Raw genomic sequence first — 21005 nt, forward strand, 5'->3', positions numbered from 1 at the left:
GGAGACGTATCGTCTCCCTGCCGGGCACTCCATTAACACCTATTATGCCGCTTCCGCCAGCGCTCTTACCGCTCGCCCAAACGCCTCGATGGCCAGCGCAACATCTTCCATCTGTACCGATTCCGCCGGATGGTGGCTAATCCCGCCTTTGCAGCGCACAAACAGCATACCAACCGGCCAGCGTTCCGCCATGGCGATGGCATCATGCCCTGCGCCGCTCGGTAACGACAGCGTCTCACCCTGCACAACCTGCACCGCATCGGCAAGCAACGTTTGCAGCTTTTGATCACAGGGCGTGGCGGCAATACGGTAAAACTCCTCGGCGCTGAATTGCAGATGGCGGCGCGCCGCGATGACCTGCGCCATCGCCAACAATTCATTGAGCAACGCATCAAGTGGCGCATCCTGCGGGCCACGGATATCAAGCGATAGCGACACCTCGCCGGGGATGACATTCACCGCGCCAGGCAGAACCCGCATATTCCCTACGGTAGCCACCAGATTACCGCCCTGTTGTTGCGTGGTGCTCTCAACGGCGACCATCCATTCGGCCGCCGCGGCCAACGCATCTTTCCGGTGACTCATCGGCACCGTGCCAGCATGTCCGGCTTCGCCGGTAAAGCGGCAATTTAGCCTGCGCGCGCCATTGATCGCCTCGACCACGCCCAGCGCCAGCCCAGCCTGTTCCAGGCACGGCCCCTGTTCAATATGCAATTCGAGATAGCTGCTGAAGGCCGCCGCATCGCGCGCCGCCTGCGGGATCCGCTGCGGATCCAGCCCGGCATCCACCATCGCCTGCGCCACGCTGATACCCCCGGCATCAGTTTGCGTAAGCCAGTTCGCTGGCCAGCTTCCGGTCAACCCGCGGCTTCCCAGCAAAGTGATACCAAAACGCGTTCCCTCTTCATCACAAAAACCGACAATCTCGATCGCCTGCGCCAGACGTAATCCCTGCTGATGGAGGCTCTGTACTACTTCGATGGCCGTCAGTACTCCGAGCATCCCGTCATAACGCCCGGCGTTACGCACAGTATCAAGATGCGAACCAAGCAACACTGCAGGAGCGCCTTCCTGTGCCGCCTCATAACGACCACAAATATTGCCCACGCTGTCCTGCCAGACGAGCATTCCCGCCTGGCGCATCCACTCCGCAACCCGCTGGTTGGCCTGTAAATGCTGTGTGGAAAGATAAACACGAGTCAGCGCATCCGGTGTTTCACTGATTGCTGCCAGTTCATCAGCGCGGGACATCACACGTGCTGCCGCCTCCAGGCGTGTCGGTTGAATCATCACACGTCCTCGCTGAGATAGTGATCCCACGCGGCCTGCATCGCCGCCCCTTGCGTGGTGGCGAATTTCAGATAATTCAGCACCGACTCCAGTGCGCTCAGGGTATTCATCACACAGGCTTTACGCGCGTTATAGCCCATGGTGCCAATACGCCACACTTTGCCGTGCAGCGGGCCGAAAGAAGTCCCGATTTCAATGCCGAAATCCTCCAGCATCAATTTGCGCACCTGGTCACCGTTCACACCCTGCGGAATGACGACGCCCAGCACGTTGTTCATTTTGTGTTGCAAATCGCCATAGGCCTCCAGCCCCATTGCCTGAATCCCTTTCAGCAACGCATCGCCATGCAGCTTATGGCGCGCAATGCCATTATCGAGCCCCTCTTGCAGGATCAGGCGTGCGCATTCACGCGCGCCGAATAGCGCGGTAGTCGCTTCAGTGTGGTGATTCAGTCGCTCCGGCCCCCAGTAATCCATTACCATGCCGAGATCGAAATAGTTGGAGTAAACCATCTCATCCACACCGTCGAGATGCGCATCGGTGCGAATGCCCTCTTCAACACATTTACGCCGGCGGATCACCTCTTCCATACGGCTGCTCAGGGTAATGGGCGACGTACCGGACGGCCCACCTAAGCACTTCTGCATCCCCGCAGAGACGGCATCCAGTTGCCAGGCATCGGTTTCCAGCGCGTTACCGCCGAGTGAAGCGGTGGCATCGGTGTAAAACAGCACATCGTAGCGACGACAAATAGCACCCAGTTCCGCCAGCGGTTGCAGCATGGTGGTTGACGTATCGCCCTGCACCGTTAACAGCAGGCGCGGACGCACGCGCTTAATGGCATCTTCAATCTGATCCGGCGTGAAAACCTCGCCCCACGGTACTTCAATCGTATGCACTTCGGCGCGACAGCGACGGGCGATTTCACACAGCAGATGACCAAAGCGGCCAAACACCGGTACCAGCACTTTATCGCCCGGCCGGATTGCGGAAATGAGGATCGCCTCAATCCCGGCGCGCGACGTGCCGTCAATCAGCATCGTCCAGCGGTTTTCCGTGCGAAACACGCCGCGATAAAGCGCCATCACTTCATTCATATAGTGGGTCATCGCCGGATCGTACTGGCCGATCAGTTGGCTCGACATGGCGCGCAGCACGCGCGGGTCAGCATTGATTGGCCCCGGCCCCATCAGCAGACGTTGCGGCGGATTGATTTGCGGAAATTGAGCGATATCCATCTGAAATTCCTTACGTTAATTAAGACCGCGCACGGAAGAGATAAACTGCTTCAGCTCGGTAGTCTGCGGGCTGGCAAACAGCGTTTTGCTGTCGCCCTGCTCCCACACCCGGCCCTGATGCATAAACACCACGCGGTCGCCCACTTCGCGGGCAAAATTCATTTCATGGGTGACGAGGATCAGCGTCATCCCTTCTGCGGCCAGTTGCTCCAGCACTTTCAGTACTTCGCCCACCAGTTCGGGATCGAGCGCGGAGGTTATCTCGTCACAAAGTAAAACTTTCGGCGACATTGCCAGCGCACGGGCGATCGCCACGCGTTGCTGCTGGCCACCGGATAGATTCGCCGGGTAGTAATCGAGGCGATCGCCAAGCCCCACTTTCTCCAGCATCCGTTGCGCCAGTTCGCGGCACTCGGCGGCGCTTTTTTTCAGCACCCGGCGCGGCGCCAGCATGACGTTCTCCAGCGCGGTCATATGCGGAAACAGATTAAAGCTCTGGAATACCATTCCGATGGAGCGGCTGATCTCCCGCGCCTGTGAATCACGATTGGTAATGGTCACACCGCCCAGCTTAATGCTCCCTTCCTGGTAGCCTTCGAGGCCGTTAATGCAGCGCAGCAGCGTGCTTTTACCCGATCCGCTACGGCCGATAATCGAGATCACCTCGCCCATATCGATGTCCAGATCGACACCCTTCAGCACGTGGTTGTCGCCGTAGTACTTCTGTACCTGATTAATGGTGATGAGAGGCATTGAATTTATTCTCCAGGTAACGGCTGTAGCGGGACAGCGGATAGCACAAAATGAAGTAGCCCAGCGCCACCAGCGCAAAGACTTTAAACGGCTGATAAGTGACGTTGGTCAGCATCGTGCCGGCCTTGGTCAATTCAACAAAACCGATGATTGACGAAAGCGCGGTGCCTTTTATCACCTGCACGGCAAAACCGACCGTTGGCGCAATGGCGATGCGCAATGCCTGCGGCGCCACTACGCGGAATAATGTCTGACCAAAGCTCAACCCCAGGCAGCGCGAGGCTTCCCACTGCCCTTTCGGCAGTGCGCGAATGCTGCCATAGCCGATATCGAGTAAAAACGCGCTGGTGTAGAACGTCAGCGCCAGCGAAGCAGCCGTCCAGGGCGACACATCGATGCCGAAGAGCGCCACACCGAAAAAGGCGAGGAACAACTGCATCAACAGCGGCGTGCCCTGAAACAGTTCGATATAGGCGCGGATCAGGCGTTTCACCTGACGTCCACCAGTGAGTCGCAGCAGCAACAACGGCAGCGTTACCAGCGCACCGCCCATAAACGCCACCAGCGACAACAACACCGTCCAGCGCCCGGCCAGCAACAGGTTGCGGATAATGTCCCAGTCGGTAAATGTGGTCATCATGCCTGTACCCCCAACCATTTCCGTCCCGCCGCCATCATCAACTGACGCATGGCAATCGAGAGCAGCAGATAAATGCCGGTGGTCACCAGATAGACCTCAAAGCTGAGGAATGTCCGCGACTGAATCAGGTTGGCGGCGAAGGTCAGCTCTTCATAAGAGACCTGCGACACCACGGACGATCCCAGCATGACAATAATGCACTGGCTGACCAGCGCCGGATAAATGCGCTGCAACGCAGGGGGAAGCACCACGCGGATAAACGTCTGGCTTCGGCTTAACCCCAGCACGCGCCCGGCTTCCCATTGCCCTTTTGGCGTCACCTGGATCCCGGCACGCACGATCTCCGTGCTATAAGCGCCCAGGTTGACGATCATTGCCAACAGCGCCGCTTCGCCTGCCGTCATCTTGAAACCGATATTCGGCAGACCAAAAACGATAAAAAAGAGCTGCACCACAAACGGCGTGTTACGGATCAGCTCTACATAACCGCCCCAGATCCGGCTGAACCATGTCGGTCGACCGCTACGAATAGCCGCACCGAAAATGCCAATCGCCAGGCCACCCACCGTCGCCATGATCGTCAACTGCACGGTGACCCACATCCCCGCAAGCAACTCCGGCCAGTGCGGCCAGAGTGCAGAAAAATGAAGTTGTTCCGTCATTCACACGCCTTATGCGCCAAGGTTTGCCGGCAGCGGCGCTTTCAGCCACTGCTCAGAGAGGCTGTTCAGCGTACCGTCCTTAATCCCTTGCTCAATCAGCGCATTCACCTTCTCTTTCAGCGCCGGTTCGTCCTTTTTCAGGCCGATAAAGCACGGAGAATCTTTCAGCATAAAGCTCGGCACCGGAGCTTTATCCGCGTTCTGTCGGGCAATTGCCGCCACGACAAGGTTACCGGTCGCGACATACTGCACCTGCCCGGAGAGATATGCCGAGAGCGTGGTGTTGTTATCTTCATAACGTTTCACATCGGCATCTTTCGGTGCGACGCTGGTCAATACCATGTCCTCAACCGCGCCGCGCGTTACCCCGATGCTTTTGCCGCTCAGCGCCGCAGCATCTTTCAGTTCCGCCCCTTTCGGCCCGAACACGCCGAGGAAGAACGGCGCATAGGCGCGGCTGAAATCAATCACCTTTTCGCGCTCGGCATTCTTACCGAGGCTGGAGATCACCAAATCCACTTTATCGGTTTGCAAATAAGGCACGCGGTTAGCGCTGGTGACCGGCACCAGTTGCAGCTTGAGTTTCATCTGTTTGGCGAGATAACGTGCCATATCGATGTCATAGCCCTGCGGTTGCAGATCGGTGCCTACCGAGCCAAACGGCGGGAAATCCTGCGGGACAGCAATGCGGATCACGCCGCGCTTTTCAATATCCTGTAATTGGTCAGCCTGCGCAGCCGCAGCATAGGTGAACAGACAAGCGGCCCCGGCCAGTGCGATCAAAAGTTTTCTCATGGTGATTACCCGTTACGTTAACATGAAACAAAAGATTCCTTAAATGTATATCTGCAACTAATGTGCCAGCGATGCACAATAAAAATGCCGATGGTGAAATCGGCATTTATCGCAGAGAAAACAAAGAAAAGACGCCTGAAGCCGGAACGTTTTGCGGTAATCAAATGCACCAAAATAATGCAAAATCACCACACTGGTGCCCCATTATCGCTGTTCCAGTTCATCCAGCTTCTGATACAGCGTGGCAATGTCATGAATACGCGGGCGTCCCTTATCGAGAATTTCATGCAAAAACGCATTCGCCAGCAAGTTGATCAAACTATTGACCGATGAATAGCTGTCATAGGCCGAAACGCTGTCCAACGGTGCGCACAGGTGCCAGCTCGCCAGCGGGAAAAGGTTGTGCGCCTGCGGCTCGCACAGCAGCAGCAGCGGAATGTTCGCGTTCTGTAGCTGCTGCATCAGCGGGCGGATAATGCGTGGGCGACGGCGAAACGCGACCATCACCACCAGATCGTCCGGCGTTAAATCCACCAGTTCCTCACCCAGGCTCTGCCCCGGCTGCGGCAGTACCTGCACTTGTCCGCGCGCCTGCAATAACTGCTGGCGCAGGTGCAGCGCCACCGGCCAGGAGTTACGCATACCAATAATAATGATGCGTTGCGCCTTCACTATCGCCTCCAGCGCGCCGGCAAACTGCTGTGCATCCAGCGCATTAACCCACTGCGTCAGGTTCGCCATCTCCTGCTTATAGTGGCGCGCCAGCAGCGTATTGCCCTGCACCGCATCGCGGTTATCCGTCAGCGGCATCCCGCTTTGTCGCAGCGTACGCAATTCATCGCGCATGTCTTTGTATTTCTCATACCCCAGACGCTTGAACAGGCGGCTGACGGTAGCCTTCGACACCCCGCTGAGCTGCGCCAGCTCAGCACTGTTATAGCTTATGAGGTCATCAAAGTGATCGAAGATAAAATCGGCCACCCGCTGCTCCTGGGGCGATAACGAGGCATATTGCCCTTTCAGACGTTCATCAAGCTGTTCCATAAGACCTCTGTAACTTTCGTTTCATCGCACTATACCGATTTCCCCTTTCACAATGCATGCCAGCCCGGCAAAAAAATGACACTTACCCTCTCTGTGAAACTTTTTATTCAGAAATGGAACGGCTTTTGCAACTTCAGGCTACTTTTCGGCTTACGAGGACAGCGAATGCAAAGTAATGTCTCCACCCACGGGATGGCGGTCGCCCCCCATCATCTGGCCAGCCAAAGTGCGCTGTCTGTCCTGCGCGAAGGCGGCAGCGCCATCGAGGCGATGGTTGCCGCTGCGGCGACGATTGCGGTGGTTTATCCCCATATGAACAGCCTCGGCGGCGACGGTTTCTGGCTGATTGTGCCGCCGGAAGGCGAACCGATTGCCATCGACGCCAGCGGCGCTGCCGGTTCGCTGGCGACGCTGGCGGCCTACAGCGATCTGGCGACGATTCCGCATCGCGGCCCGCGCGCCGCGCTCACTGTTGCGGGCACCGTCAGCGGCTGGGATGAAGCGTTGAAGGTCTCGCTCGAAATAACCGGCAAAGCGTTGCCGCTGCCGCGTCTGCTGGCGGATGCGATAGATTACGCCCAACACGGCACGCCGGTGACACTTTCCCAGGCCACAGCCACTGCGGATAAACTGGCCGAGCTGCGCGATCTGCCTGGCTTTGCCGACACCTATCTGCACAACGGCCAGCCGCCAAAAGCGGGCAACCGTTTCCGTCAACCAGCGCTCGCCGCCACGCTGCAACACCTTGCTGAAGAGGGGCTGGAGAGTTTTTATCGCGGCCCGCTGGCCGGGAGGCTGGCGCGCGGCATGGCGCAATATGGCCTGCCGGTGACGCTGGAAGATCTCCAGCAGCATCACGCGCGCCGCACCACGCCGCTGCACTTGCAGCATTCGCAGGGTGATGTATGGAACCTTGCGCCGCCGACGCAGGGGCTGGTTTCACTGGCGATCCTCGGTATTACCGACCGTCTGGCGATGGAAAACGCGGATGATGCCGCCACCGTGCACCGCATTGTAGAGGCCACCAAACTGGCCTTCGGCCTGCGTGATGCCCACATCACCGATCCGCGCCACCTGAAAACCGACATACAAAGCCTGCTGGCCGCAAGCGAACTTCAGGCGCTGGCTAACCGTGTGGATGAAAGGCAGGCCGCGCCCTGGGGCGCAGGCAAAGGGCCGGGTGATACCGTCTGGATGGGCGTTATGGATAACAGCGGCCTCGCCGTGTCATTTATTCAGAGCATTTATCATGAGTTTGGCAGCGGCGTGGTACTGCCTGATACGGGCATCGTCTGGCAAAACCGTGGTGCGTCGTTCAGCCTCAACCCCGATCACCTGCTGGCGCTTGCACCGGGCAAACAACCGTTTCATACCCTCAACCCGGCGGCAGCACGGCTACATGATGGCCGCGTGATGGTCTACGGCTCGATGGGTGGCGACGGGCAGCCGCAAACTCAGGCGGCGATTTTTACCCGTTACGTGATGCAAGGCGTACCGCTGCAAGAGTCAATCAGCCGCCCGCGCTGGCTGCTGGGGCGCACCTGGGGGCAAACCTCGGATTCACTGAAACTGGAAGGTCGCTTCTCGCCCGAGAACATCGCCCGCCTGCGCGCGTCAGGCCATGACGTTGACGTGCTGGCGGATTTCACCGAAGCGATGGGCCACGCAGGCGCGATTGTCCGCCATCCTGACGGCCTGTTTGAAGGGGCATTCGATCCCCGCAGTAACGGCTCCGCCGCCGGTTTTTGAGGAGAGAACCATGAACAATTCACAACCCGAATGGGACATCTATCTGGACGCCATGATCCGCATTCATGGCGTGGAACTGACGGATGAGCGGCGCGCCGAGCTGCTGCTACAGTTTCGCCGCATTGCCGCGATGGCTGAACCGCTAATGGCGCTGCCGCTGGACGATCGTCTGGAAATTGCCGGAGTGTACAAAGCATGAAGCTGCATGAGATGAGCATTGCCGACATCCGGCAATCACTGGCCGCAGGGGATTTGAGCGCGTGCGACATTGCCCGCCAGACGCTGGCGGCGATTGAGCAAATCAACCCACAGATCAACGCCTGGACGACGGTAACCGCAGCACGCATGCTCGACGAAGCGCAGCGCATCGATACCCTGCGGCAGAATGGCCAGCCGCTGCCGCCACTGGCAGGCATTCCTTACGCGGTGAAAAACCTGTTTGATGTCGCCGGGCACACCACGCTCGCAGGCGCGGAGTTATTCAGCCAGCGCCCCGCCGCCACAGAAGATAGCCGGGCCGTGCGTCAGTTACAGCAGGCTGGCGGGCTGCTGTCGGGCATGGTCAATATGGATGCTTACGCCTACGGTTTTACCACCGAAAACAGCCACTACGGCGCGACTCGCAACCCGCACGATTTAGCACGCATTGCCGGCGGTTCTTCCGGCGGTTCAGCGGCGGCAGTAGCTGCAGGGCTGGTGCATTTTTCGCTCGGCAGTGATACCAACGGCTCCATCCGCGTCCCCGCCTCGTTGTGCGGCATCTTCGGGCTTAAACCGACATTTGGTCGTCTGTCGCGTGCCGGAACGCACCCGTTTGTCGCCAGCCTCGACCATATTGGGCCCTTCGCCCGCCGGGTGAGCGATCTGGCCGCGGTTTATGACGCCTTACAGGGGTGCGATCCGCAGGATGCCTTTCAGGCACAAACCGCCAGTGAAGCGACACAACCGCTGCTGTCACGCGGGATGGAAGGGTTACGCTGTGCGGTGCTGGGCGGTTATTTCACTACCTGGTGCGACGACGATGCCAGAGCCGCACTCAACCGTGTAGCGCACGCTCTCGATGCGCGCGAAGACGTGTTCTTTCCTGAAGCGGAACTCTCGCGTTCGGCGGCGTTCATTATCAGCGCCTCGGAAGGCGGTAATCAGTATCTGCCCGCGCTGCGCCGCGAACCACAGCGTTTTGAACCACACTCGCGCGAACGTCTGCTGGCGGGCGCGATGATCCCGGCGGCGTGGTATTTACAGGCGCAGCGTTTTCGCCGCCACGCGCAGCAGGAAAGCCGCGCGCTGTTTGCCCATGCGGATGTGCTGATCGCCCCGGCCACACCGCGCAGTGCCACGCTAATCGGCGAACAGACGATGGAGATAAACGGCCAGCCGCTGCCAATTCGCGCCAGCATGGGTATGCTGACGCAGCCGATTTCGTTTTTAGGCCTGCCGGTTGTGACCGTTCCGCTGCGCACCGCGTCCGGCAAGCCGATTGGCCTGCAACTGATTGCTGCGCCGTTTAACGAACAAGCCTGCCTGCGCGCCGCGCGTGTGCTGGAAGAACAGGGCATCACCGATGCCCGCCCTGCGGAGATAACACTATGATGCATCAGGACGACATTAACCGCCCGTGGGTACTGGCGGAGGTCACAGCCGCGTTTTACCGCTATGAAGACGCGCTGGTCAGCAACGATATTGCGGTGCTTGATGAGCTGTTCTGGCACGATGCCAGCACTGTGCGTCTCGGCGCAGGCGAGAATCTCTATGGCATTGAGGAGATCCGCGCCTTTCGCGCCGCGCGCCCGGCCGCCGGGTTGCAGCGCGAGTTGCGCCATACGGTAATTACCACTTTCGGCGAGGATTACGCCGTGTGCAGCACCGAATTCACCCGTGAAGGCAGCGATCGCATTGGTCGCCAGCAGCAGAGCTGGGTGCGCTTCCCCTACGGCTGGCGCATCGTTGCCGCCCAGGTCAGTTTGATGAGTTAACAAAAACGCCCGGATTACGCGTTCCGGGCTATATTCAACCTTAGTGAAGAATTATCCCATTTTGGGACTTAGCGCTTCCCATAGTCCCGTAATGGGACTATCCTGTCCGCATGAAGATCATCTCCGTGAAAACATTAAGGGACTTCTGGGCGGAGAATCCCGACGCTGAGCAACCGCTAAAAGCCTGGGTCGATGAAGTAACCAAAGCAGATTGGAAAACCCCGGTAGAGATAAAAGGACAATACCGCAGCGCCAGCATTTTGAAAGAGAGGCGAGTGGTGTTCAACATTAAGGGAAATCACTATCGATTAATTGTGGCGATTGCTTACCAGCGCGGATGGGTATTCGTGAAGTTTATTGGGACGCATAGCCACTACGACACTATCGACGCCGAAACCGTTGAACTGGAGTAAAAATGAACATTAAACCGATCAGAACTGAAGAGGACTATGAAGCCGCTCTCCGGGCGGTTGAGCCAATGTTCGACAATGAACCGGAACTGGACACGCCGGAAGGTGATTATTTCGAAGTGATGTGCTTACTGATTGAAGAGTACGAAAAGAAACATTACCCCATTGATCCCCCCTCACCCATTGAGGCCATTAAATTTCGTATGGAGCAACTGGGGCTGAGCGTGAAAGATCTGGAGCCTGCTATCGGCAAGTCCAATCGTGTATACGAAATTCTTAACGGTACACGTAGCCTCACGCTACCGATGATTCGCCGCCTTCACACCCAATTTGGTATCCCATTAGAAAGCCTGATTGGCGTTTGATAGAACCCCATCTTAGTGCGAAATACGGCGGCATAAGAAATCTCTTTTCTTGCCGCAGCGTCAGTAAAAACGCCCGGATTTTCCGGGCGTTTTTTATTGTGCGTAGGGATGAACCTGCCGCCAGTGATCGGCAATTTGCTGGCGGGTACAGACCCAGACGCGATCGTGCTGCTGGAGATAATCAAGAAAGCGTTGCAGCGCGCGAAAACGGCCAGGACGCCCCAACAGGCGGCAGTGCATGCCGATGGACATCATCTTCGGCGCACTTTCACCCTCGGCGTAGAGCACATCAAAGCTGTCTTTCAGATAGGTGTAAAATTGCTCGGCGGTATTAAAACCCTGAGCGGTAGCAAAGCGCATATCGTTGGCATCCAGCGTGTACGGCACAATCAGGTGAGGTTTGCGCGTGCCGTCGCGACAAGTAACTTCGCTCCAGAACGGAAGATCGTCGCCATAGTAATCGCTGTCGTAATCGAACCCGCCATGCTCGACCACCAGCTGTCGGGTATTGGGGCTGTCGCGCCCGGTGTACCAGCCAGTGGGCGCTTTACCAAACAGCTCGCGCAGCACCTGCACCGCTTTTTGCAGGTGTTCACGCTCTTCATTGATATCCATATTCTGATAGTGGATCCAGCGCCAGCCGTGGCTGACCACGTCATAATTCGCCGCTTTAATGGCCGCAACGATCTCCGGCTGACGCGCCAGCGCCATCGCCACGCCAAACACCGTCAGCGGCAACCCGCGTTTGCTGAACTCCTGATGGATGCGCCAGAACCCGGCGCGGCTGCCATATTCATACAGTGAATCCATCGACATATGCCGATCCGGATAGCTGGCCGCGCCAATAATATCGGAGAGAAATTGCTCCGATCCGGCATCGCCATGCAGCACATGGTTCTCTGCGCCCTCTTCAAAATTCAGTACAAACTGCACGGCGATGCGCGCCTGCTGCGGCCACTGCGCGTGCGGGGGTTTCCCTGCGTAACCACGCAAATCGCGCGGATAGTTATCGTCGAAAAGTGCCATTCTCCCTCCACTCGCTAAGGCATTAATGCCTGAAATTTACCGCTCAACACTTTATTTTCCGGAAAAGCCAAATCGCCCCGCTTGCTGGTCGATAAGCCCAGTGCCACCAGCGACTCCACCATTTTTACCGCCGCGCTGACGCCATCGATCACCGGCACATGCAGTTCACGCGTCAACTCCTGCGCAAGCTGCGCCATTCCGCCGCAGCCGAGCACAATCGCGCCGCAGCCATCTTCTTTTAACGCCTGAATACAGCGCGCGCGCACTTTTTCCTGCGCCAGACCACTGCCGTCCTCCAGCGCCAGCACCGGTAAATCGATGGCGTGCAGCGCCGCGCAATGTTCCTGAAAACCATACTGCTGCAACAGATGACGGGCGATAATCAGCGTGCGCGGCAAGGTGGTGACGATGGAAAAACGGGTCGCCACCAGCGTCGCCATGTGCATTGCGGCTTCGGCGATGCCGACCACCGGCCCCTGCGCCAGCTCGCGCGCCGCCAGCAATCCCGGATCGCCAAAGCAGGCGATCACGTGCCCATCCACGCCCTGCTGACGCCCGGCTTTCACCTGTTCAAGCACGCCGATGGCGGCAATCGCTTCATCAAAATGCCCTTCGATCGACGGCACGCCTTCGCGCGGGCACACCGCCACAATTTCGGTGCCAGGTGCTGCCGCCGCTCTTGCCGCTGCGCCAATGGTTTCGGTCATCGCCAGGCTGGTGTTCGGGTTGATAACTTGTATACAAACGGCAGACATTATGCCTCCTTGTGACTGGCAAACAGCCGGGCGAAATCCGGCAGACAAACGCCAGCCCGCTCGAAACAGAGGCTGTCGACGATATGTTCAAAATGGTGCGTCAGTGCCGCGCTTAGCACCTGCAGATCCTTTTTACGCAGTAAATCAACCAGTTGTTCATGATCGTTACAACGACATCCCTGACGCCACGGCGATCCCCAGGCGGCGATCACCAGCGAAGAGCGCTGGCTCAGGCCGGTGACCATCTCGGTCAACACCGGGTTGCCGGAAATAGCCTGAAGCTGAATGTGGAACTCAGCGGAGTAGCGAATGGCCGCCGGGCCGTCATAGGCTTCGTGCGCCTGCTGCTCCTGGCGGATAATCGCTTCCAGCGCCGCCAGATGTGGCGGCTGGCAATGCGCCAGCACGTCAGGCAGGTTGGCCACTTCCAGCAGCGTGCGGGTACGGAAGATCGCCTGCGCCTCTTCTACCGTTGGGCTGGCGACGTGTGCACCACGTTTGGGCGTTAAGGTGACCATTTGCACAGCATTGAGTCGTTGCAGCACTTTTCTGATCCCGGTGCGGCTAACGCCAAACACCTCCGCCAGCGCCTCTTCCGGTAATTTGCTCCCCGGGAGTAATTGATGTTCGACAATCGCGGTCATCAGCGACTGGTAGATGGTTTCATCCTTGTCCTGCAAGGCCGTTGCGGCGTGCAGACTGTTTTCATTACTCATTAACCACTCCGCTTTTTTACTTTTCGATATCGGATCGTATACATGAAATTAAATTATTGGATACAAGATTAATCATTTTGGCCTGAATCCTGCAACAACATCAGCACTCCCTTTTCACGGGCTTTTATTGACAGGAGCAGGTTTCATGCCAAATACACAAAACACTCATCAGGTTAAGGCCGCTGATTCCGGAGCGGTATACAGCCCACGGCTTTGCAATGAGGATCTGGCGCCGACGCGCGATCAGAACTGGAGCTGGTACAACATCTTTTCGTTCTGGATGTCGGATGTACACAGTATGGGCGGCTACGTCGTCGCCGCGAGTTTCTTTACGCTCGGGCTGGCAAGCTGGCAGGTGCTGCTCTGCCTGCTGGTGGGCATTTGCATTGTGCAGCTCTGCGCTAACCTGGTCGCGAAACCGAGCCAGATGGCAGGCGTGCCCTATGCCGTTATCTGCCGCCAGGCATTTGGCGTCTTCGGCGCCAACATTCCGGCGGTAATTCGTGGTCTTATCGCCTTCGCCTGGTACGGCATTCAGACCTATCTGGCAGCGAATGCCCTAATGCTGGTGCTGCTGAAATTCTGGCCGTCGCTCTCTTCTTTAACGCAGGGGTCGCTGTTCGGCCTGTCGCACCTGGGCTGGCTGTGCTTCGCCACGATGTGGATTCTGCAGGCAATGGTGTTCTGGCACGGGATGAGCGCGATCAAGCGCTTTATCGATATTGCCGGTCCGGCCGTGTATGTGGTGATGCTGGCGCTGGCGGGCTGGATTGTATACAAGACCGGTTTCGACGGTATCTCGTTTACCCTCGCCAGCAAATCACTCAGCGCCGGTGAGCAAACCTGGCAGATGATCACTGCGACTGCGCTGGTGGTTTCCTATTTTTCCGGGCCACTGCTCAACTTTGGTGATTTCTCGCGTTATGGCAAAAGCATGGGCGAAATTCGTCGTGGCAACCGCTGGGGCTTACCGTTCAACTTCCTGCTGTTCTCGATCGTGACCGTGGTGATTGTCTCTGGCACCCAGTCGCTGTTTGGCCGCATGATCACCGATCCGATTGAAACCGTCAGCCGCGTCGGCAACGATCTGGCGGTGGCGATTGGCCTGCTGACCATGATCACCGCCACCATCGGCATCAACATTGTTGCTAACTTTGTTTCGCCAGCGTTTGACTTCTCCAACTGCTCGCCGCAGAAAATCAGCTTCCGTACCGGTGGCATGATCGCCGCTGTCGGCTCGATTCTGCTGACGCCGTGGAACCTGTTTAACTCGCCGGAACTGATCCACTACACCCTCGACGTGCTGGGTGCCTTTATCGGCCCGCTGTTCGGCATTCTGATTGCGGATTTCTATCTGATCAAACGCGGGCAGGTGTTTGTCGATGACCTGTTTGATGACACGCCAAAAGGCAAATACTGGTATCGCAATGGCTTTAACCCGAAAGCGATTGGCGCGCTGGTGCCGTCAGTGGCCGTCGGGTTGATCATCAGCTTTATTCCGGCGCTGCACGAAGTCGCCAACTTTAGCTGGTTTATCGGCGTCCTGCTGGGCGGCATCACCTATCGCTGGCTGGCCCGCGAAGAGCGCGCTGTTGTCACGACATCGCATTTCAATACCAACGTCGCGGCACAAAAAGAGTAACCCTTCCTCAGGCCGCGGCGTTTCTCGTCGCGGCTGGCACTCATTTTGCTTTAACACTTCACCCACAATGGAAACGATCAGGGCAGGAACGATGATTGATTATCATGCCGCGGTCCGCGGCGCGCTGTTTGACATTGCAGAAGTCTGCGACAACGCCGACGATATCGCCCACCACGCACGTTTCATTGAAGATGGTCTGCTGTTTATTCGCGACGGCAAGATTCAGGCGCGAATGAGCTGGCAGGAGGGCGAGCAATATCTGGATGCGCATAAAGGCTACACTGACCGGCGCGGCAAACTGCTGCTCCCCGGTTTTATTGATGCCCACGTGCACTATCCGCAAACCGAAATGATTGGCGCATTTGGTGAACAACTGCTGGAGTGGCTGACAACGTACACCTTTCCGGTTGAAAGCCAGTTTGCTGATGAAGCCTACGCCACAGAGATTGCCGAATTCTTTATCAGCCAGTTACTGAGCCACGGCACCACCACCGCGCTGGTGTTTTGCACGCTGCACCCGGAATCTGTCAACGCGCTGTTTAGCGAAGCGCTGCGCCTGAATATGCGGCTGATCGCCGGTAAGGTGATGATGGATCGCCATACGCCGGAATATCTCAGCGAAACCGCTGAGCAGAGCTACCAGCAAACGCGCGAACTGATCCAGCGCTGGCAGCATCAGGGGCGGCTGGGTTATGCCATTACGCCGCGCTTTGCGCCCACCTCCTCGCCGGAGCTGCTTGAGGCGGTACGCCGTTTACGCGAAGAGTTTCCGCAGACCTGGCTGCAGACACATTTAAGCGAAAACCCGAATGAAGTGGCGTGGGTCAACGATCTCTGGCCGGAACATCAACGTTACCTTGATGTTTACCACCACTATCAACTGACCGGCGAGCGCAGCGTGTTTGCCCACGGCATTCACCTGCATGATGAAGAGTGGCAGTGCCTGCACGATACCGGTTCGGCGGTGGCGTTTTGCCCTACTTCGAACCTGTTCCTCGGCAGCGGGCTGTTTCGCCTGCCCGCCTGCTGGCAGAACAAAGTGCGCATGGGCATCGGCACCGATGTAGGTGCAGGCACCACCTTCAGCATGCTGCGCACGCTGGGTGAAGCCTACAAGGTGGGCCAGTTGCAAAGCTATCGCCTGCGCGCCAGCGAAGCGTTTTACCACGCCACACTTGGCGGCGCACATGCCCTGCGTCTGGACGATAAAATTGGTAATTTTGCGCCCGGCAAAGAGGCCGATTTTGTGGTCATTGACCCGGCGGTGACGCCCTTGCAGCGCCTGCGCAACACGCGCTGCAAGGACATCTACGAGCAACTGTTTGTGCTGATGACCCTCGGCGACGAGCGCAATATCAGCGAGACGTGGATTAACGGTCAGTGCGCATGGTCAACTGCCGCGGTAAGTTGACCAGCCGCCGGGAGCAATTAAGAACGGCAGATGGAAATGCTCCTCTGCCGTTTGCGTAATCACAAAGTCAATTTGCGCGCAGGGAAACAGTGTCGCCACGCCGCGCTGTGCAAACCATTCTCCCGTTTGCGCCACCAGCCGGTAATGTCCCGGCATCAATGAAGAGGAAAGCGCACCGATTCGCCCGTTCGCATCGGTGACGCCGCTCGCCACCGTCTGCTCGTCGAGTAACAGATTAACCGTCACCCCCTGCGCGGGCTTACCGCTGGAAATATCCAGAATATGGGTACTGAGGCTGTTCATTCGCCAATCGCTCCTGCCAGTCGTAATAAGGTGATTTCCCGTAATTGCTCCAGCGCCGCCGCGATCTCTTCGGCGTCGCTGTTGGTCAGCCGCTGTTCCAGCGCGTGCAGAATCTCTTCTCCGCTACGGCCTTTGGCGCGGATCAAAAAAACGCGGCCAAAACGCGCTTCATAGCGCGCATTCCCCTCGCGCAGCGCCGCCGCCAGTTGCGCGTCGCGATTGTCCACCGCCGACTGTTCCTGGCGCGATAACGCGGCATGCGCCTGCGCCCCCGCAGGCTTTTCGCCAATGCGCGGGTGTGCGCTGAGCGCCTGCTCCAGCTCGGCGCGGCCCCAGGCTCCGGCGATGTCACTCGCGGTTTGCTGAAGTTCCGCGAGCGAGGCAAACGGACGCGCGGCCACCAGCGCTGCCGTCCAGCCGGGGATCGCCACGCACGGCTGCAACAGTGCCGCAGCCTCATCGCCCGGTAGCTGATTAAAGTGATTCAGCGCGATCATCTTTGCTCCTTACGTCAGCGGCGATGGCCGTTTTTTCTTCCGGAATAATCAGGTTCAGGACAATCGCCACTAAGCCGCCGCAGGTCGCCGCCGAGCCAAACAGATTACCGATAATTGGCGGGAAATGGGCGAGAAAAGCGGGTACCGCTTCGACGCCCATACCAAAACCAAACGCCAGCCCGACAATCAGCATGTCGCGGCGGGTTAACGGATTCTGGGTAATGATGCGGATCCCGGCCGCCACCACGCAGCCAAACATCACCATCGTCGCACCGCCCAGCACCGGCAATGGGATCTGGCGTAATATCTCGCCAAACGGCGGGAACACCCCCAGCAGGATAAGGATCACACCAATATAGCGGCCAACAAAGCGGCTGGCGACGCCCGTCATCTGGATAACACCATTGTTTTGCGCAAAGGTGGTATTGGGAAAGGCGCCCAGCATCGCCGCAATCATGCAACTGATGCCGTCAGCAAGAATGCCGCCCTTCAGTCGGGAACGAAACGCGCTGTTATCGATGGGCTGATGCGAGATCAGGCAATTGGCGGTGAGATCGCCGACCGCCTCCAGGATGCACACCAGCGACACCAGCGCCACAGGCAGAAAGATGGCGCTATTAAACTGGAACCCAAACGGGAACAGCGCCGGTAAACGGAACCAGGTATCACCGAGACCGCTGAAGTAAAACTTACCGACGAGGGCTGCGGCGATGCAACCCAGGGCGATGCCGACCACTACGGAAGAGAGACGCAGCCAGCGGTTTTTCGCACAGCTCAGTAACACAATCACCGCCAGCGTGCCTGCGCCAAGGCCGATGTTGCTCATACTGCCAAAATCTTTCGCCTGTACGCCGCCACACCAGTTATTCACGCTGACTTTAATCAGGCTGATGCCGATCAGGGCAATCACGCTGCCGGTGATGATCGGCGTAAAAATGCGCTTCAGCGGCTCAATAAAGCGGCTGACGATAATCGGCACCAGCGCGGCCACGAAATTGACGCCAAACAGCATCGCCATCACATCCTGCGCCGTGCCGCCCTGCCCTTTCACCCACATCCCGCCCGCAATCGCGACACCGAGAAAGGCAAAGCTGGTGCCCTGCATGCAGATCATACCTGCGCCAACGCCCCACACGCGGTTGGACTGTAAAAAGGTGCCAATCCCGGAGGCCAGCAGCGACATGCTAATCAACCACGGCATCCACTCGCCCAGCCCCAGCGTCGCACCGATAATCAGCGGCGGTGTAATGATGCCCACTAACCCGGCCAGTACGTGCTGTAAAGCGCTGAAGAAAGCCGGAAGCGGCGGGATCCGCTGCTCCAGCCCGTACAATAAATTGCTGTTCTTTTCATCAGACATGGCGTTCCATCCTGTTGTCAATTCGCGTCAACGCCCTGATGCACAAAGCAGGCCAGAGTCGCTCCTCCCGCGCCAGCGCTGTGAAACTTTAGATTCCTTGCACTAAATTTGGAAATTTTTGATTCACAAAAAGGCAACGTTAATACAAATACGCACTACAAAAGTGCAACACAACCTCGCCACGCCCGTTTTCTCTCGCGCCAGCGCCCGTCGTCATTCTGGTACGCAAATTGCTCCATCTGTTACACGCATGTAAAAGGAGAACAGAATGAAAGCATTGGTGATTGGCGCAGGTATCGGCGGCCTGAGTGCGGCTGTGGCGTTACAGAACGCAGGTATTGCGTGTCAGGTATTCGAAGCGGTGAAAGAGATCAAGCCGGTCGGCGCGGCGATCTCCATCTGGCCCAACGGCGTGAAGTGCATGAACCATCTGGGTATGGGCGAGATGATGGAGACCTACGGCGGCCCGATGCGCTTTATGGCCTATAAAGATTACCGCAATGGCGAAACGATGACGCAGTTTAGCCTTGCGCCGCTGGTTGAGCGGGTGGGTGGACGCCCGTGCCCGGTATCGCGGGCGGAGCTGCAACGCGAAATGCTCAATCACTGGGGACGCGACCGGGTGCAGTTTGGTAAACGGGTCAACGAAGTGGAGGAGCATGCCGACGGCGTGACCGCGTGGTTCAGCGATGGCACCTGCGCCCACGGTGATTTTCTGATTGCCGCCGACGGCAGCCATTCGGCGCTGCGCCCGTATGTGCTGGGCTATACGCCGGAGCGTCGCTATGCAGGTTATGTTAACTGGAATGGCCTGGTGAAAATCGATGAAGCCATTGCGCCTGCCGAGCAGTGGACAACCTTTGTGGGCGAAGGTAAACGGGTGTCGCTGATGCCCGTCTCCGATGGACGCTTCTACTTTTTCTTTGACGTGCCGCTGCCCGCCGGGCTGGCCGAAGATCGCAGCACGCTGCGCGACGATCTGACGCGCTACTTCAGCGGCTGGGCGCCGCCGGTGCAACGGCTGATTGCCGCGCTGGATCCGCAAACCACGAACCGCATCGAGATCCATGATATCGAACCGTTCGACACGCTGGTGCGCGGTAAAGTGGCGCTGCTGGGCGATGCCGGACACAGCACCACGCCGGATATCGGCCAGGGCGGCTGCGCGGCGATGGAAGACGCAGTGGTGCTGGGAAACCTTTTCCGCGAGCAGAGCGACATCGAAAACGTGCTGCGTCAGTATGAAGCACTACGCTGCGACCGGGTGCGCGATCTGGTGCTCAAGGCGCGCAAACGCTGCGATATCACTCACGGCAAAGATATGGCGCTGACGCAGGCGTGGTATCAGGAACTGAAAGAGGAGACCGGCGAGCGCATTATCAATGGCCTGTGCGATACCATTCAGGGCGGGCCGTTAGGCTGATGCGCCAACGCTCTGCATCGCTTCCAGCACCTGGGTCAGTTTCTGGATCGCCATTTGCGCCGGTCGGGAAAGCTGGCGCGATGGCGCGGTACAGAGCGCCAGTGTCAGCGGGCGCAGCAGTTTGTTGCGCAGCGGCACAAACGCCAGTTGCCCGTTTTTCACTTCGTCCAGCACATCCAGCAGGCTCAGCACCGTGACGCCACTCCCCTTCAGCACCAGCGATTTAATCAGCCGGATGTCATTACAATTGATGGTATTCGACGGGGCGAGATCGTAGTGGCGATAAAGCATGCCGACACGTTCATGCACAATGAGCGGCGCGCCGGGCAGAATATGCCGCGCCTCGCTCAGCTCACCCAGCGATAACGCTTGAGCAGTTGCCATTTCGTGATCCGTACGCATCACCACGCCCATCTCCAGCTCGGCGAAGGCTAGCACATTGAGCCCTGATTGCCCTTCCGGGTCGAGGATCAAACCGAAGTCGAGATCGGCCTGCCGCACTTTCTGGCTGACAGTGTGGCTATCTGCGACCTTGAGTTCCAGCTCCAGCCATGGTTGCCCGGTGATAATGTCGGCCAGCGCGCTGGCAAAGCTCCCCTCCGCCAGCGCCTGCACCATTCCCACACTGACCGAGCCGCGCTTCAGCCCTTGCAACTCATCAAATTTTTGCCGCGTAAGCTGAAACTCTTTTTGCCAGCGCAGCAAATTGTCATACAGCAACTCGCCGGCAGTGGTCATGCGTAAACCTTCCGGCAACCGCTCAAACAGCGGCGTACCAAACTCCTCCTCCGCCTGCAAAATCTGCCGGTTAATCGCCGATGCGGAGATATGCAGTTTTTCTGCGGCGCGGCGCAGGCTGCCACTGCGGGCAACTTCAGCGAAATAGAGGGCGAAACGGGAAAATGGACTCATGCTGCACCTGTACACATTTTTGCAACGCAATAGTGAAT

23 protein-coding genes are annotated in these 21005 nt (G+C 58.0%); 9 read left to right on the top strand and 14 right to left on the bottom strand.

Annotation, left to right across the window (positions count from 1 at the left end):
- Window positions 1-42: 42 nt before the first annotated feature.
- The 7 genes from hpxK to hpxU form a co-directional block, all read right to left on the bottom strand.
- A complete protein-coding gene (gene hpxK, locus DK872_RS02180; protein ID WP_035886234.1) occupies window positions 43-1290 on the bottom strand; it encodes an allantoate amidohydrolase in 1248 nt (415 codons plus the stop codon).
- Window positions 1290-2528 carry an alanine--glyoxylate aminotransferase family protein gene (locus DK872_RS02185; protein ID WP_007374299.1) on the bottom strand — a complete coding sequence of 413 codons (1239 nt, stop codon included), beginning with the start codon at window positions 2526-2528 and terminating at the stop codon, window positions 1290-1292. The genes hpxK and DK872_RS02185 overlap by 1 nt, the downstream gene beginning before the upstream one ends.
- Before the next feature lie 15 nt (window positions 2529-2543).
- The gene (locus DK872_RS02190) at window positions 2544-3281 is read right to left on the bottom strand and encodes an amino acid ABC transporter ATP-binding protein (protein WP_007374298.1); all 738 of its coding nucleotides are present in this window, start codon (window positions 3279-3281) and stop codon (window positions 2544-2546) included.
- Window positions 3262-3918 carry an amino acid ABC transporter permease gene (locus DK872_RS02195; RefSeq protein ID WP_007374297.1) on the bottom strand — a complete coding sequence of 219 codons (657 nt, stop codon included), beginning with the start codon at window positions 3916-3918 and terminating at the stop codon, window positions 3262-3264. The genes DK872_RS02190 and DK872_RS02195 overlap by 20 nt, the downstream gene beginning before the upstream one ends.
- Complete coding sequence (locus tag DK872_RS02200; protein WP_007374296.1) at window positions 3918-4583, bottom strand: amino acid ABC transporter permease; 666 nt, start codon at window positions 4581-4583, stop codon at window positions 3918-3920. The genes DK872_RS02195 and DK872_RS02200 overlap by 1 nt, the downstream gene beginning before the upstream one ends.
- 9 nt (window positions 4584-4592) lie before the next feature.
- Window positions 4593-5378 carry a transporter substrate-binding domain-containing protein gene (locus DK872_RS02205; RefSeq protein ID WP_007374295.1) on the bottom strand — a complete coding sequence of 262 codons (786 nt, stop codon included), beginning with the start codon at window positions 5376-5378 and terminating at the stop codon, window positions 4593-4595.
- A 204-nt stretch (window positions 5379-5582) separates the two neighbouring features.
- Window positions 5583-6422: a MurR/RpiR family transcriptional regulator HpxU gene (hpxU, locus tag DK872_RS02210; RefSeq protein ID WP_071920605.1), complete on the bottom strand. Its 840-nt coding sequence runs from the start codon at window positions 6420-6422 to the stop codon at window positions 5583-5585.
- 165 nt (window positions 6423-6587) lie between these two features.
- Between hpxU and hpxW the strand changes: the two genes are divergently transcribed.
- The 6 genes from hpxW (at window position 6588) to DK872_RS02240 (ending at window position 10922) form a co-directional block, all read left to right on the top strand.
- Window positions 6588-8171, top strand: a complete 1584-nt coding sequence (gene hpxW, locus DK872_RS02215; RefSeq protein WP_161517989.1) for an oxamate amidohydrolase — start codon at window positions 6588-6590, stop codon at window positions 8169-8171.
- A 10-nt stretch (window positions 8172-8181) separates the two neighbouring features.
- Window positions 8182-8370 carry an oxalurate catabolism protein HpxX gene (gene hpxX / locus DK872_RS02220; protein WP_161517990.1) on the top strand — a complete coding sequence of 63 codons (189 nt, stop codon included), beginning with the start codon at window positions 8182-8184 and terminating at the stop codon, window positions 8368-8370.
- Window positions 8367-9764, top strand: a complete 1398-nt coding sequence (locus DK872_RS02225; RefSeq protein WP_007374291.1) for an AtzE family amidohydrolase — start codon at window positions 8367-8369, stop codon at window positions 9762-9764. The genes hpxX and DK872_RS02225 overlap by 4 nt, the downstream gene beginning before the upstream one ends.
- Entirely contained in the window at window positions 9761-10147 is a 387-nt protein-coding gene (hpxZ, locus tag DK872_RS02230) for an oxalurate catabolism protein HpxZ (protein ID WP_035886240.1), read from the top strand. The genes DK872_RS02225 and hpxZ overlap by 4 nt, the downstream gene beginning before the upstream one ends.
- A 110-nt stretch (window positions 10148-10257) precedes the next feature.
- On the top strand, window positions 10258-10560 hold the full coding sequence (locus tag DK872_RS02235) for a type II toxin-antitoxin system HigB family toxin (RefSeq protein ID WP_071920601.1): 303 nt from the start codon (window positions 10258-10260) through the stop codon (window positions 10558-10560).
- A 2-nt stretch (window positions 10561-10562) separates the two neighbouring features.
- Window positions 10563-10922 carry a type II toxin-antitoxin system HigA family antitoxin gene (locus DK872_RS02240; protein WP_007374288.1) on the top strand — a complete coding sequence of 120 codons (360 nt, stop codon included), beginning with the start codon at window positions 10563-10565 and terminating at the stop codon, window positions 10920-10922.
- Between the two features lie 93 nt (window positions 10923-11015).
- Here DK872_RS02240 and puuE read toward each other — a convergent pair whose 3' ends face one another.
- The 3 genes from puuE to DK872_RS02255 are packed head-to-tail and all read right to left on the bottom strand — an operon-like array spanning window position 11016 to window position 13419.
- Window positions 11016-11948, bottom strand: coding sequence for an allantoinase PuuE (puuE, locus tag DK872_RS02245; protein WP_007374287.1), 933 nt, complete (start codon window positions 11946-11948; stop codon window positions 11016-11018).
- Window positions 11949-11962: 14 nt separating this feature from the next.
- The gene (gene hpxA / locus DK872_RS02250; RefSeq protein WP_007374286.1) at window positions 11963-12703 is read right to left on the bottom strand and encodes an allantoin racemase; all 741 of its coding nucleotides are present in this window, start codon (window positions 12701-12703) and stop codon (window positions 11963-11965) included.
- Window positions 12703-13419, bottom strand: a complete 717-nt coding sequence (locus DK872_RS02255; RefSeq protein WP_161517991.1) for a GntR family transcriptional regulator — start codon at window positions 13417-13419, stop codon at window positions 12703-12705. Before DK872_RS02255 ends, hpxA begins: the two co-directional genes overlap by 1 nt.
- A 145-nt stretch (window positions 13420-13564) precedes the next feature.
- On the opposite strand from DK872_RS02255, the gene DK872_RS02260 reads away from it, so the two are divergent.
- Window positions 13565-15061: an NCS1 family nucleobase:cation symporter-1 gene (locus DK872_RS02260; protein ID WP_007374284.1), complete on the top strand. Its 1497-nt coding sequence runs from the start codon at window positions 13565-13567 to the stop codon at window positions 15059-15061.
- Between the two features lie 91 nt (window positions 15062-15152).
- Entirely contained in the window at window positions 15153-16472 is a 1320-nt protein-coding gene (gene guaD, locus DK872_RS02265) for a guanine deaminase (RefSeq protein ID WP_007374283.1), read from the top strand.
- Here the strand turns inward: guaD and uraH are convergent.
- Genes uraH through DK872_RS02280 form a run of 3 tightly spaced genes read right to left on the bottom strand, consistent with a single transcriptional unit; the run spans window position 16452 to window position 18632 of the window.
- The gene (gene uraH / locus DK872_RS02270; protein WP_007374282.1) at window positions 16452-16775 is read right to left on the bottom strand and encodes a hydroxyisourate hydrolase; all 324 of its coding nucleotides are present in this window, start codon (window positions 16773-16775) and stop codon (window positions 16452-16454) included. The genes guaD and uraH overlap by 21 nt on opposite strands.
- The gene (gene uraD, locus DK872_RS02275) at window positions 16772-17272 is read right to left on the bottom strand and encodes a 2-oxo-4-hydroxy-4-carboxy-5-ureidoimidazoline decarboxylase (protein WP_035886241.1); all 501 of its coding nucleotides are present in this window, start codon (window positions 17270-17272) and stop codon (window positions 16772-16774) included. Before uraD ends, uraH begins: the two co-directional genes overlap by 4 nt.
- Window positions 17250-18632, bottom strand: coding sequence for a nucleobase:cation symporter-2 family protein (locus DK872_RS02280; RefSeq protein ID WP_035886243.1), 1383 nt, complete (start codon window positions 18630-18632; stop codon window positions 17250-17252). Before DK872_RS02280 ends, uraD begins: the two co-directional genes overlap by 23 nt.
- A gap of 268 nt (window positions 18633-18900) precedes the next feature.
- Between DK872_RS02280 and hpxO the strand changes: the two genes are divergently transcribed.
- Window positions 18901-20055: an FAD-dependent urate hydroxylase HpxO gene (hpxO, locus tag DK872_RS02285; protein WP_007374278.1), complete on the top strand. Its 1155-nt coding sequence runs from the start codon at window positions 18901-18903 to the stop codon at window positions 20053-20055.
- Here hpxO and hpxR read toward each other — a convergent pair.
- The gene (gene hpxR, locus DK872_RS02290) at window positions 20047-20967 is read right to left on the bottom strand and encodes a LysR family hpxDE operon transcriptional regulator HpxR (RefSeq protein WP_007374277.1); all 921 of its coding nucleotides are present in this window, start codon (window positions 20965-20967) and stop codon (window positions 20047-20049) included. The genes hpxO and hpxR overlap by 9 nt on opposite strands.
- Between the last annotated feature and the right edge of the window lie 38 nt (window positions 20968-21005).

This window comes from Kosakonia sp. MH5, assembly GCF_009935945.1.
Taxonomy (GTDB): Bacteria; Pseudomonadota; Gammaproteobacteria; order Enterobacterales; family Enterobacteriaceae; genus Kosakonia; species Kosakonia radicincitans.